The sequence below is a fragment of the Sphingomonas sp. BL-S-30 genome (assembly GCF_055521475.1).
The window spans coordinates 1,920,599-1,933,999 of sequence record NZ_CM145481.1 but is presented as its reverse complement, the minus strand read 5'-3'; the positions used below and the strand labels follow the sequence as shown (position 1 = coordinate 1,933,999).

Here is a 13,401-nt window from a genome sequence, read left to right as displayed (position 1 = left end):
CCTATCCCTCCCATTCAGCATTGCCGTCGACGCCGACGATCTGGCCAGTGATGTGGTGCGCGGCGTCCGAGGCGAAGAACCATGCCATTTCGCCGATCTCGCTCGGCTGGATCTTGGTGCGCAGCGAGATATAACCGAGCGCCTCGGCCTCGACCTCGGGCACGGTGCGGCCGCTCCGTTCCGCCGCGCGCGCCATGATCCCGCGCATCCGCTCGGTATCCATGAATCCCGGCCGGATCGCGTTGACCCGGATGCCGGCCGGACCAAGCTCGCGCGCGAGCGTCCGCGTCAGCCCCTCGAGCGCCCATTTCGACGCGACATAGGCGGACCGCCCGGGGAGACCCGTCACGGTCGACGCGGTGGAGATGTTGATGATCGTGCCGCCCCCCGCCGCGCGCATCGCCGGGACGACCGCCCGGATCATGTGGAAGGCACCGTGGACATTCACCGCGAAGCAGCGCGCCCAGTCGTCGGGATCGTTGGTCTCGATGCCGCCCACCGGACCGGCCACGCCGGCATTGTTGATCAGGACCTCCACCGGACCCGCCTCAGCGACCAGCCCAGCAACTGCGGCAGGATCGGACACGTCGGCCCGGATCGCGACCAGTCCCTCCAGTTGCCCGGCCGCGCTGTCGAGCGCTGCCTGATCGACATCGCATACGATCACGCGATCGCCGCGGGCGACGAAGACCTCGGCAATGGCCAGACCGATCCCGGAAGCGCCGGCGGTGACGAGCACCGAACGGGCGCTCATGCCATCGCTTCCCGGGCCTGAGCCGTCGCCGCCACGGCGACCGTGCCGTCGGGCGACAGCACGACGCCATAGATCGAATGCGCGCGATCCACGCTGATCAGCCCATCGGCGACATCCTCCGCGACCCGGTCGGCCGCGCGGCCCGCCGGCGGCCCATAGCCACCGCCCCCGCACGATATCGCAATGATGCGCTCGCCCTGTCTGATGCGGACCTGAGCGCACGCCTCGAGCGCACCCCTTATGCCGTCACGATCGATCAGATATTGATCGGCCCCGCCGCCCCTGCCCCCGCCGCGAACGCCGGTGGGGGGATTGCTGTGACCGTCGGACAGATAGCCGATATCGATATCGGCGCCGAGCGGACCGAACTCGACGATGGTCGAGGGCGCGCCGGTATTCGTCCCGGCGCCCTCGGTATCGGGCATGAAGCCGCGGGCATGGACCACGATCGGCTGCGACAGCTCGGCCAGCTCGACGCCGTCGATGCAGCACAGGCCGGCATTGCCGACATGTCCGATCGTCCACCACGCGTCGCTCGCCGGGCTGGCGGCGCCGCCGCTCATCGCCAGGAACATCTGGTTGACGAAGGGCTGGCCCGAGCGGGGATCGATCCCCGAGACCACGCCGGCGGACGGCGCGATGACCGATCCGACCTCCGCCATGCCGATCCCCTCGCCCAGCGCGGCCAGGCCGGTCTGCACGCTGTTGGCGACGCGGTCGGCGATATTGGTGGTGGCGGCCGAACAGGAGAAGGGATGGATCGGGATACCGGCGATGCACCCCTCGCGCAGGGCCACATCGATCCGGCGGAACGATCCCGCATTCTTCGGCACGCGATGATCGATGCTGTTGAACACCCCGATCATCGCTGCGGTGCGCGCGCAGGCCTCGGACAGGTTCATGCCGCACGGCAGGCAATCGGGATTGTCGGTGAGATCGACGGCGACGCGGCCGCCGACGGGATCGACATCGATCCTGGCCTGGATTTTCAGGCCCTCGGCCGGCAGGCCGGGAAAGGGATCATGCGTGCTCGATCCGGTGACCGATCCGGCCGGCAGCTTGCCGATCGCTTCCGCCATCAGCGTTTCGGAATAATCGAACCACTGGCCGGAAAAAGCCTCGATTCGGTCCCAGCCGATTTCGCTGGCCAGCTGAGTCAGCGCTTTCTCGCCGATGCGCACCGCCCCGACGGTGGAGAGATAATCGCCGCGCCATTGATGCGGCACGCGGATGCGCATCTCGCACATGCGGATGATATCGTCGATGTCCTGCCAGCCGCGCTGCACCTGCACCGCCGGGAAGATCAGCGCGCCCTCATGATAGACGTCACGCGCCTCCGCCATGTAGGTGGTCGGCTGCGAATTGCCGATGTCCGCCTGATGCGCCTTGGCAAGGACGGTGAAGCGGTGGTTGCCGGCCTCGTCCATCACTGGCGCGATGACCGTCAGATCGGCCGGATGCGAGCAGCCATGATAAGGCGAATTGTGCAGAAACGCGTCGCCCGCCCGCTGATCGGGATGGAACAGCGCGACCGATCGCGCCATCAGGTCGGGGCCGGACAGGACATGGATCGGCAGGCTGTCCGCCGCGCTGAGCAGCTCGCCGGCCCGCGTCAGCAGGCAGCAGGAGAAATCGCGCGCGCGGTTGAGCACGCCCGACCGCCCGGTCCGCAGCAGCGTGTTGGACATCTTGCGCACGATCCCGTCCAGGCGGCTGCGCATCACGGCCATTTCCGCGCCGTTCATCACCGCGCCCGGGGCAACAGCTTGGTTCATCGTTCAGGCCTCGATCAAAAGCGCGCCGGCGACCGACCGGCGGAAACGCGCGGGCGGATCGACGACGACCGTGGTGAAGGGAGATTCGATCAGGGCCGGCCCGTCAAAGTCCCTATCGGCGGGGATCGCGTCCCAGCGCAGGATCGGCGTGTCGATCCAGCCCGCGCCGGCGAAATAGACGGGTCGGGTGCGCAACGACGATTCCGTTGCGGGTGCCGGCTTGAGCAGGAAGGGAGCCTCGGACCGTGCAGCACAGCGGATGCGGGCGCGCAGCCCGATCAATTCCACGTCGGACGCTTCGTCGCGAATGGTGAAGATTTGCTCATGCATCGCGTCGAAGGCAGTGCGAAACGCCGCGACATCGTCAGCAGTCGCGAACTCGGTCGAGGCCAGCGGCACGTCGATGTCCCAGGCCTGGCCTTCATAGCGCGCCTCGGCGATGAATTCGGTCACGCCGGGCAAGCCGGTGCGGACCGCGAACGCGTCCGCCTCGCCCCGCAACCGGTCGATCGCGGCATTGGCTCGTCCGCTGTCGAACGCGGCCGTGGAGGTGTGCGCCGTCACCGCGAATTCGCTGGTGATATCGGAGATCATCGCGCCGGCCGCGCTCATCGCCGCGCCGGTTTCGGGGATGAGCAGCCTGCGGCAGCCGAGCCGTCGGGCGATGAACACCGAATTGAGCCCGGCCGCGCCGCCGCCGCCGATCAGCACTGCTTCGGCCGGGTCGATGCCCTGATTGACCGTCAGTTCCTGGATTGCCTGGACCATATTCTCGGTGGCGAGATCGAGGATGCTCCAGGCAGCTTCCTCCACGCTGGTGCCGAGGCGCCCGGCGACGTCGCGCGCGATGGTCTCCCGGGAGGCCGCCGCATCCAGCTTCATCGAGCCGCCGAGGAAATAGTCCGGATCGAGATAGCCGAGCACCATGCAGGCATCGGTCACCGTCGGCCGGGTGCCGCCACGGCCGTAACAGGCGGGGCCTGGCGTCGATCCGGCGCTGTCCGGCCCGACATGGAGCAGGCCCGCACCGTCGAGCGACGCGATGCTGCCGCCGCCGGCACCGACGCTCTTCACATCGACTGACGGATAACCGGCGAGATGGCCGCGATAGGGTTCCCCGATCCACAGGTCGCGGGTCATCGGGATACGCCCGTCGCTGACCAGGCTGATGTCGTAGGTCGTGCCGCCCGTGTCGGCGACGATGGCGGTACGCCAGCCGCCTTCGCGCTCGGCATAATGGCGCCCGGCGACCGGGGCCATGGACGGCCCCGAATTGATGATCCGGATCGGCGCGGCCGCCACCTCGGACGCTTCGACCATGCCGCCCGCGCTTGTCAGCACCATCACCTCGCCGGCAAAGCCTTCCGCCGCCAGGCGAGCCGAAAGGCTGCCGAGATAGCGCGTCATCAACGGCTTGAGCGACGCGTCGATCGCCGCCGACGACGCGCGGCGGAATTCGCGCAGCGTGGCATTGACCGCGTGCGACAGGCTGTAGGGGATGCCCGGCAAATGCGTTTCGATCAGTTCCCCGATGCGCAGCTCATGAGCGGGATGCACGGTCGACCAGAGGAGCGACACGGCGACCGCTTCGATCTCGAGGCTGCGCATCTGTTCGAGCACCGCGATCACCGCCGCTTCGTCGAGCGGGACCAGCACAGTCCCGTCCGCCAGCAGCCGCTCCGGCGCCTCGAAGGTGAGCGCGCGCGGGATATAGGGCTTGGGATAGGGAATCGTGTGGTTGAACGGCTCGGTCCTTCCGCCTTCGCGAAACAGCAGGATGTCGCGGTGGCCGGCCGTCACGATCAGTCCGGTGCGCGCGGCGCGTCCGGTGATGATCGCGTTGATCGCATGGGTGGTGCCGTGGATGAAGCTGTCCGCCCTGGCGAGCAGCGCGCGCAGGGTCAGCCCACGCGCCTCGGCCGCGACGGCCAGCGCGTCGAGCACGCCCGCGACCGGATCGGACGGAATGGTGGATGCCTTGTGCAGGGTGATCGAGCCGTCATCGTCCTCCACCACCAGATCGGTGAAGGTGCCCCCCGTGTCGGTTGCGAACCGCATCTCAGAAAGTCACCGCGTCGGCGCCCTTGAGGCCAAGCATGACGCGGGCCTCGGCCGGAGTCGCGACGTCGATCTCCAGCGCGTCCAGGATCGACCGGAGCTTCAGCACCTGCTGGGCGTTGCTCGTCGCCAGCTCGCCCTTGCTGATATAAAGACTGTCCTCAAGCCCGACCCGGACGCTGCCGCCGACCAGCGCGCACTGGGCGAGGAACTTCATCTGCGGGCGGCCGACCGCGAAGCAGGACAGCATGTAATCATCGCCGAACAGGCGATCCGCCGTCTGCTTGAACATCATGAAATTTTCGAGATCGGCGCCGATCCCGCCAAGGATGCCGAAAATCCCCTGGATCAGGAAGGGCGGCTTGATCAGCCCCAGATCGGCAAAATGCTTGACGTTGTAGAGATGCCCGATGTCGTAGCATTCATATTCGAAACGCGTGCCATGCCCCTGCCCCAGCTCGACCATGATCCGCTCGATCAGCGCGAAATTATGGTTGGCCGGAAATCGCTTTGACCCGAGCATCAGCTCGCGTTCCCAGTCGTGCTTCCAGTCGAATTTGTCGGCGAGGCCGAAAAAGCCGAAATTCATCGATCCCATGTTGAGCGACGTCATCTCGGGGCTGGCGCGCAGCGGGCCCGCCAGCCGGTCTTCCTCGCTGAAGCCCGGCGCGCCGCCCGTGGTGATGTTGATGACGACGTCCGACGCCTGTTTGATCCGGGGCAGGAACTGCATGTAGAGCTCGGGGTCGGGGGACGGCCGGCCATCGGCCGGGTCGCGTGCGTGCAGATGCAGGATCGCCGCGCCCGCTTCGGCCGCCGCGATCGCCTGTTCCGCGATCTCGTCCGGCGTGACCGGCAGATAGGGCGACATTGAAGGGGTATGGATGGACCCGGTCACCGCGCAGGTGATGATGGCCTTGCCGGTCTTGCGCATGGAAATACTCCTGGTTGAATCAGCGCGCGGCCGCGGTGAGCGCGGCGGTGCGTTCGAAGGGGCGCTGACTGGCGAGCGCGAGGACGATGCCGATCCCGGCAACGCCGGAAATGACGATCATCAGGGCATTGCCGAGCTCGAGCGGCCCGCCGGCGAGATCGCTGCAAATGCCGATCAGGGCCGGGCCGATGCCGATCCCGACCAGCGTCGTGACGGCAAGGAACATCGAGGTGACGATGCCGCGCAGCCGATCGGGCGTCAGCATCTGTACGCCCGCCAGCGATGCGGGCGCGGCCAGCGTGGCGAAGAAGCTGAGCAGCCCATAAGCCGCCAGCGAGACCGGCAGGCTCGAACTCGTCACGAACAGCACCACGCTGGGGATCGCGCAGGCCAGGCCGATCACGATCACCGGCGCCGCCGGCGACGGCCAGCGCCGCGCCTGGAACCAGTCAGTCAGCATGCCGCCGGTCAGATGGCCGAGCGGCGCCGCAATCAGGATGACGGATCCGATCGCGAGGCCCGCCTGGGGCGCCGTCATATGGAAAAAGCGCACATAGAAGGATGGCGCCCAGGCACCCAGCGACTGGATGGTCAGCACGACCAGGGCAGACGCACCGGTATGGCGGACAAAGGCCGCGCGGTGAGCGACGACGTAGCGCCAGGCCTCGGCGATGCCGGGCCGGGCGATCAGGCTCGCGGTCCGCGCCGGTTCCCGCACGCTGAACATCAGCAACGCCAGCACGATGCCGGGGATCGCCATGATGACGAAGGTCCCCTGCCAGGGCGCCAGTCGGCCGAAACCAACCAGGTCGAGGCCGCCGGCCGCCGTCAGTACGGCGAGGACCGCCCCGCCGCCGATCAGCGCCGCGCTCTTGCCGAGCGACGCGCCGGTGGTGAACAGCGATACGGCGCGGCCCAGCTGCTGCCGCGGAAAATAGGCGGCAAGCAGCGACATCGCCGCCGGCACCAGCGCTGCCTCGCCGAAACCGACCCCGATGCGCGCGGCGAAGAGCCAGCCGAAGGACGAAGCAAGGCCGCACATCGCGGTCGCGAGACTCCAGACGAGAATGCCCGCGACGATCAGGTTGCGGCGATTGACCCGATCGGCGGTCAGCCCGAGCGGCACCGCGACCAGGGTATAGAGCACCACGAAGCCGGTTCCCTGCAGGAGCCCGAGCTGCGTGTCGCTGACGCCGAGATCCGCCTTGAGCGGCTCCATCATCAGGCTCATCAGATAGCGGTCGATGAACGACACCAGGTGCGCGGTGGCGAGCAGCAGCGCGACATACCACGCATAGGCCGGCGCCGAAGGCGCGACTGGGAGACGGTCCGCCGCGATCGCCATCACCCGATCGCCGCCGAAATGCCTTCGTCGGCAAGCCAGACCGCGCCGTGAACCGGCCGCGCGCGTTCCGACAGAAGGAACAGCACAATGCCGGCAATGTCGGCGACATCGCTAAAGGCGGTGCCGCTGGGGGTCATCTGTCGCATGCCCTCGGCCATGGCCGGGTCCGCCCGCACTCCGGCGTTCATCGGCGTCGCCGTGTTGCCCGGCGCCACGGCATTCACCGCGATATTGTCGGGCGCGAGTTCGGCGGCGAGCGCGCGGGTCATCATCGCGACCGCGGCCTTGCTCGCGCAATAGAGCGCAAAGCCCTTGATCCCGACAAAAGCAGCGACGGAAGCGAGGTTGACGATCCGCCCGCCGCCGCGCCGCTGCATCGCCGGAACCGTTGCCGAGATCGCATTCCACAGGCCCGAAACGTTGATGTCGATCATGCGCGCACCCGCGGCCGGATCGCCATCGGCGACCGGCGTGGGATAGAAGACGCCGGCCGCGTTGACGAGGAGATCGACCCCGCCGAAGCGCTGCTCCACCGTCGCGACCAGCGCCGCGAACGCGGTCGCGTCCCGCACATCGGCGGCCACGCCGATCGCGCTGCCGCCATTGGCGACGATCGCGCCGGCGACCGCTTCGGCCTTGTCGAGGCTGCTGCTCGCGACCACTGCGACATGGGCGCCGCCGGCCGCCAGCGCCTCGGCCACGGCCTGGCCGATACCGGAACTGCCACCAGTGACGATCGCCACCTTGCCGGCGAATTCGCCGCTCATGCGTACACCGCCGAGGTCAAAGCGAGGCAGCGCTCACCAAGGCCGCCCCCGGCGCACATCAGCGATGGGCTATACGAAAAGGCGATGCCGTTTTCGGGATCGGCGAAGCCCAGCGATCCACCGGCGCCCGGATGCCCGAAGGCACGCGGATTGGTGCCCATCGGGGACATCAGCGGCTCGTTCAAGAAGAAGCCATAGGCATAACGGAAAATCCGATCAGTCATTTCACAGGGTCCAAACCAGCTTTCGGTGCGCATCCGGTCGATCGTCTCCGGCGAGACGAGGCGGACGCCGTCGAGCGTGCCGCCCGACGCGAGCGCGGCGTAGATGCGGGCAACGGCGCGTGCATTGCCGTGCCCGTTGGTCGAGGGCAGCAGCCCCGAACGCATCCGCGCGTCATTGTAATGGTCGGGCGAATCCGGCCGCATCCGCCATGCCCGACCCATCTTGGTCGAGGGATCGCGCGACTGGACGAAGGTGTGGCTGTCCTGGTTGGGAATGATATCCGCCACCCGGTCCGGATCGGCCCAGGCCGCCCCATAACCATAATCGGCGCCGAGCGGCGCGGTCACTTCCTCGCGCAGGAACTGGTCGAGCGGACGGCCATCGACCTGGCGAATGAGCTCGCCGAACAGATATCCGGCAGTTGCCGAGTGATAGCCATGGGCGGTGCCCGGTTCCCAGGCCGGTTCCTGACGCTCGAGCGCGTCGATCATCACGTCCCAGTCATAGCCGGCACCAGCGGGAGCGTGATCGGCGTAGAGCAGGCCCGCCTTGCCCGCCAACAAGGTCCCGACCGTGATGGAGCCCTTGCCGGCTTGCGCGAAGCCCGGCCAGTATCTTGCCACGGGTGCGTCGAGATCGATCAACCCGCGATCGATCAGCATCCAGACGCCTAGGGCCGCCATGCCCTTGCCGACCGACATCATGCAAACGATCGTATCCTGCTGCCAGGGACGAGTCTGCGCGGCATCGGCCCAGCCGCCCCATAGATCGACCACCTTTTGCCCATGCCGATAGACGGCGACCGCGGCCCCGATTTCTCCCCGATCGCGAAAATTCGCGGCGAAGGTCTCGCCGACTTTCGCGAACGCCGGGTCGCAATATCCGCTCATGGGGCCGGGCGCCGTCGTCATGGTCAGAACTTCGCCACGGCGCGGACGCCGTAGGTGCGCGGCTCGCCGACCCGGCCGACAATGCCGGAGGCGAAGCTTGCCGTGCTCGTCACATATTCACGATCGGTGAGGTTGCGGGCGAACGCCAGCAACTCGAAATGCTCGCCGGGAAAGGTGTAGCCGATGCTGGCGTTGAGCAGACCATAGCCGGCCTGCGTATCGAGCCCGGAATTGGACGCGGTGAAAAATTGCCGCGTGCGATAATTATACTCGCCGCGGATGAACCCGGAGCCGGCGCCGATCGCGGTATCGGCCTCGGCGAATACCGAATAGGACCATTTGGGCGCGAGGTTCAGCCGGTTGCCCGAGGCGTCATAAGGAATGTTCCCGGGCAGCAGGGCGGACGTGTAATTCTTGTAGCGCGCGTCGAGATAGGCGAGGTTGCCGCCCAGCTTGAGCCATTTAGCCGGCCGCAGCTGCGCTTCGAATTCGACGCCGTCGACCTTCGCATCGGAGGCGTTGGTGATGTCGACCACGCCCGGCGAAAGGAAGGACTGCACCTGCAGATCGTTATAGTCGTAATGGAAGACCGTCGCGTTCAGCCGCAACAGGCGCTCCAGCAGATCGAGCTTGGCGCCGGCCTCGTAGCTCCATAGCGTCTCGGGACCGAAACCCTGGGCCGCATTGGCGCTGGAGAAGTTGAAACCGCCCGATTTGAAGCCCTTGGTCGCCGAAGCGTAGATCAGCACGCCGTCGACCGGGCGGAATTCGACGCCGAATTTCGGGGTCCAGGCCTTGTAGGTGTTTTCCGTGCTGTAAGTGCGCGGATAGGTCGCATTCGGCAGGCCGGTGACCAGCGAGAAATTGGTCGCGATCTGGTCGAACTTCTTCTTCTCGCTCGTGTAGCGGATGCCCGCGGTCAGCGTGATCTGCTCCGTGAGCGCGAAGCTGCCCTGCGCGAAGCCGGCGATCGCATCGGTGTTGATCGTCGGATTGAAATTGGCCCGGACGTTGGTGGCGTAGGTCGTCACGCTCGAATCGACCAGGATGTGCTCGTTGAAGTAATAGGCACCCAGGATGTAGGTCAGCGCACCCGCCTTGCCGGTGAGGTTCACTTCCTGCGAAAACTGGTGCTGGTCCTCGAACTGATCGGTTCGCCGGCCATTCAGCGCCGTGCCGTCGGTATCGCCGACCTGAGTCAGGCGGTTCGCCCGATAGGCAGTGAGCGATTTCAGCTGCAGGCCATCCGTCACGTCATAATTGACTTCGGCCGCGGTGCCCCATTGCCGGCGGTTCGAGGCGGGGCGGATATTGACTGCGATCTTGCGATAATCACCCAGCGTGCTGTTTGCGAGAGGATCGGTGGTCGTCTGCAGCAGTTTCACGTAGCCGGCGAGCGCGTCGTCCGAATGGATGTAGTCAGCCCGTAAAATGATCTCGAGCGGCGCGCTGGGCGTGAAGCGAAGCTGCCCGCGGCCGCCGATCGTGCGCTCGTTATCGGCATCGCCGACGCCCGGCACGATATTCTTGAGATAGCCGTCGCGGCGCGAACCGATGAACGAGATCGACGCAGCGAGCTTGTCCTCGATGAGCGGACCGCTGACATAACCCTCGGCCCGTGCGAAATTATAATTGCCATAGGTCGCCTGGATCCGGCCGACGAACTCGTTGCCCGGCTTGCGGCTGATCACGTTGATCGTTCCGCCGACTGAGTTGCGACCATAGAGCGTGCCCTGCGGGCCACGCAGGACCTCGATCCGCTCGACGTCGAGGAAATTGGTGAGGTAGCTCGCCGGCCGGGCGAGATAGACGCCGTCGAGGTGAATCGTCGACGATGGGTCCGATCCGCCAAAGACGTTGTTGGAGCCGATGCCGCGGATATAAATCTGCGAAAAGGACGCGTTCTGCGTAACCAGCAGGTTGGGCGTGACCGCCGCGAGATCGCGCACATCCTTGACGCCGGTCCGCTCGAGCATCTCGGCGTTGAACGCCGTCACCGCAAAAGGGGTGTCCTGCAACAGGGTGGCGCCGGTCTTGCTCGCGGTGACCACGATGTCGCCGGTTTCCGCACTGTCCTGATCGGGCGCCGTCTGGGCATGCGCCGCCGCGCTTGTGAGAAGCAAAGCTGCGCCAAAGCGCAACGTGAATCCAGTCGCCGCCATGTCCTGTTCCCTTTCGTGACCGGACCTGCCGTTCCTGGCCTCGTCCGATGATGGGAAGAGATCATGATTTCAGGCAGCATGCAAGCGATTGTCGACGATTCTTTTAAAAAGCATGGCAAAAACTACCTGACTCGCTCGAAATCCTCGTTTATCGTCGACAATTATTGCTCATTCGCCGCTTTTTGGATCGAGCAGGGAGACGCACCAGTCAGCATGATACAGCATGATCGCCTCAGCCGACCTCGCGTCTCCGGCGATCAGCGCGTCGGTGATGCGTTGATAATTCGCGACATATTTGCCCGCGTGCCGATCCAGGTCGATCGCCGCGGCCAGCAGCCTGTTCCAATATTCGATATTGACCGCGCGCAGGACGAGATCGACGTGCGGCTTCTCGGCGATCGCGTTCACGAGATAGTGGAATTCGTTGAGCACCAGGAAAAAGCCGAAATTCGACGGCGTGTCGTCGCCCGCGGCCCGGATCGCCGCCATCGCCGCGCGGACCCGCTCGGCATTGTCGCCCAGATCGATGCGCCGCGCAGCCTCGCGCAGGCCGATCGCGGCGACCGGCGCGCTCACTTCGTAGATCGCCGCCAGGTCGCGCACGCTCATCGGCCGAAGCATGGCGCCGCGATCCGGCAGCAGCTCGACCAGCCCCTGCCCCGCCAATACGGCCAGCGCCTCGCGCACCGGTGCCCGGCTCAGGCCCAGCCGCGTCGCGAGTTCGGAAGCGATGATCCGGCTGCCCGGGGTCAGTTCTCCCGCATCGAGCGCCGCCATGATCGTTTCGTAGACCAGCTGGACCAGCGAGGTCTTCACGCCGCCATCCGAATCCTGCTTGGGCGATCCAAACGGCAGCCCGCTCGGTCCGGCAAATTCGCGGTCGGCATCCTGCGGCGTTCTCTTGGGACGAGTCATGCTTCGTTCGCAGCCTTTTGTTCGGATGTTCGACAATCCTCTTACCGGCCCATGCGACGCAGGGCCACCACCTCCCGGAGACGACCGCATGGCTGACAAAACCTCATCCCTTTATGGTGCCATCGCCGCGGCGCTGATCGCGACGGGCGATCGCATCGCGATCGTCGACGATGGCCGCTCCTTGAGCGGCGCGGCACTGCTCGAGGGGGTCGAACGATGGGCGGCCGGGCTCGCCGCGCTGGGCGTCGGCGCGGGTGACCGCGTCGCGGTGCAGGCGGACAAGTCGCTCGACCTGGTGCAGCTATATCTGGCGACGCTGCGCCTCGGCGCCATCTACCTGCCGCTCAACAGCGGGTATCAGGTCGCCGAGATCGGCTATTTCCTCGCCGACGCGAAGCCGGTGCTGTTCGTATGCGATCCGGCGCGGGCAGCTCTGTTTGGCGACAATGGAATCCCGATCGCGACGCTCGATGCCAATGGCGCGGGCAGTCTCGCCGAAGCGGTCGCGGCCTCGCATCCGCCCGCGCCGCCGCACGAAGCGCGTGGCGGGGATCTCGCGGCGATCATCTACACTTCCGGCACCACCGGTCGCTCCAAGGGCGCGATGATCACCCACGGCAATCTCCTGTCCAATGCTCGGGCGCTGATCGCTGCCTGGGGAATCGCTCCGGGCGACGTGCTGCTCCACGCGCTGCCACTGTTTCACATTCACGGGCTGTTCGTGGGGCTCAACCCGCTCCTCCTCGCCGGTAGCGAGATCCGGCTCATGCCTGGCTTCGACAGCGCAAGCGCGATCGATCGCTTCCCTGGGGTCAGCCTGTTCATGGGGGTGCCGACCTATTACACTCGGCTGCTGGCCGATCCGCGGCTCGACCGGAGCAGCACCGCCGAGATTCGCCTGTTCATCTGCGGGTCGGCGCCGCTCACTGCGGCAACCTTCGACGCGTTCGCGGCGCGCACGGGCCACCCTATCCTCGAACGCTATGGCATGTCCGAATGCGGCATCATCTGTTCCAACCCGCTCGCCGGACCGCGCCTGGCTGGCGCGGTCGGTCGGCCGCTCGACGGCATCACCGTCCGCATCGCCGACAGCAAGGAGATCGGCGTCCTTGAGGTGAGCGGTCCCAACGTCTTTGCCGGCTATTGGCAGCAGCCCGAAAAGACCCGGGCGGAATTCCGCGACGATGGATTCTTCATCACCGGCGACATTGCCAGCATCGACAGCAACGGCGTCGTCCGCATCGTCGGGCGCGACAAGGATATGATCATCGCGGGCGGACTGAACGTCTATCCCAGCGAGATCGAAAGCCTGATCGACCAGTTGCCCGACGTAGACGAATCGGCAGTGATCGGGTTGCCTCACCCCGATTTCGGCGAAGTGGTCGCGGCGATCATCCGGCCTGCGCCCGGCCATGCCGTCGATCCGGTGACGATCGTCGCCGCGCTCCGCCCGCAACTCGCCAGGTTCAAGCTGCCCAAGGCAGTGTTCGCCGTCGACGATCTGCCGCGCAACACGATGGGCAAGGTGCAGAAGGCACTGCTCCGCGCCGAATATTCAACCTGGTTCGAGGGCTGA

10 protein-coding genes are annotated in these 13,401 nt (G+C 66.3%); 1 reads left to right on the top strand and 9 read right to left on the bottom strand.

Annotated features, from left to right (window positions below):
* Position 1: 1 nt before the first annotated feature.
* From ACZ1I5_RS08850 to ACZ1I5_RS08810, 9 genes are all read right to left on the bottom strand, one after another.
* Positions 2-754 (bottom strand): SDR family oxidoreductase, encoded by a 753-nt coding sequence (locus tag ACZ1I5_RS08850; protein ID WP_465173327.1) that lies wholly within the window; start codon positions 752-754, stop codon positions 2-4.
* Positions 751-2,529 (bottom strand): hydantoinase B/oxoprolinase family protein, encoded by a 1,779-nt coding sequence (locus ACZ1I5_RS08845; RefSeq protein ID WP_465173326.1) that lies wholly within the window; start codon positions 2,527-2,529, stop codon positions 751-753. The genes ACZ1I5_RS08850 and ACZ1I5_RS08845 overlap by 4 nt, the downstream gene beginning before the upstream one ends.
* 3 nt (positions 2,530-2,532) lie before the next feature.
* Positions 2,533-4,587: a hydantoinase/oxoprolinase family protein gene (locus ACZ1I5_RS08840; protein WP_465173325.1), complete on the bottom strand. Its 2,055-nt coding sequence runs from the start codon at positions 4,585-4,587 to the stop codon at positions 2,533-2,535.
* Between the two features lies 1 nt (position 4,588).
* Positions 4,589-5,521, bottom strand: coding sequence for a 3,5-dioxohexanoate:acetyl-CoA acetone transferase (gene kce, locus ACZ1I5_RS08835; RefSeq protein ID WP_465173324.1), 933 nt, complete (start codon positions 5,519-5,521; stop codon positions 4,589-4,591).
* 19 nt (positions 5,522-5,540) lie between these two features.
* Positions 5,541-6,866, bottom strand: a complete 1,326-nt coding sequence (locus tag ACZ1I5_RS08830; RefSeq protein ID WP_465173323.1) for an MFS transporter — start codon at positions 6,864-6,866, stop codon at positions 5,541-5,543.
* On the bottom strand, positions 6,866-7,633 hold the full coding sequence (locus ACZ1I5_RS08825; RefSeq protein ID WP_465173322.1) for an SDR family NAD(P)-dependent oxidoreductase: 768 nt from the start codon (positions 7,631-7,633) through the stop codon (positions 6,866-6,868). Before ACZ1I5_RS08825 ends, ACZ1I5_RS08830 begins: the two co-directional genes overlap by 1 nt.
* Positions 7,630-8,769, bottom strand: a complete 1,140-nt coding sequence (locus ACZ1I5_RS08820; RefSeq protein ID WP_465173321.1) for a serine hydrolase domain-containing protein — start codon at positions 8,767-8,769, stop codon at positions 7,630-7,632. Before ACZ1I5_RS08820 ends, ACZ1I5_RS08825 begins: the two co-directional genes overlap by 4 nt.
* A 2-nt stretch (positions 8,770-8,771) precedes the next feature.
* A complete protein-coding gene (locus ACZ1I5_RS08815) occupies positions 8,772-10,871 on the bottom strand; it encodes a TonB-dependent receptor (protein WP_465173320.1) in 2,100 nt (699 codons plus the stop codon).
* A 207-nt stretch (positions 10,872-11,078) separates the two neighbouring features.
* Positions 11,079-11,825, bottom strand: coding sequence for a GntR family transcriptional regulator (locus tag ACZ1I5_RS08810; RefSeq protein WP_465173319.1), 747 nt, complete (start codon positions 11,823-11,825; stop codon positions 11,079-11,081).
* Positions 11,826-11,913: 88 nt separating this feature from the next.
* Between ACZ1I5_RS08810 and ACZ1I5_RS08805 the strand changes: the two genes are divergently transcribed.
* The gene (locus ACZ1I5_RS08805; RefSeq protein WP_465173318.1) at positions 11,914-13,401 is read left to right on the top strand and encodes an AMP-binding protein; all 1,488 of its coding nucleotides are present in this window, start codon (positions 11,914-11,916) and stop codon (positions 13,399-13,401) included.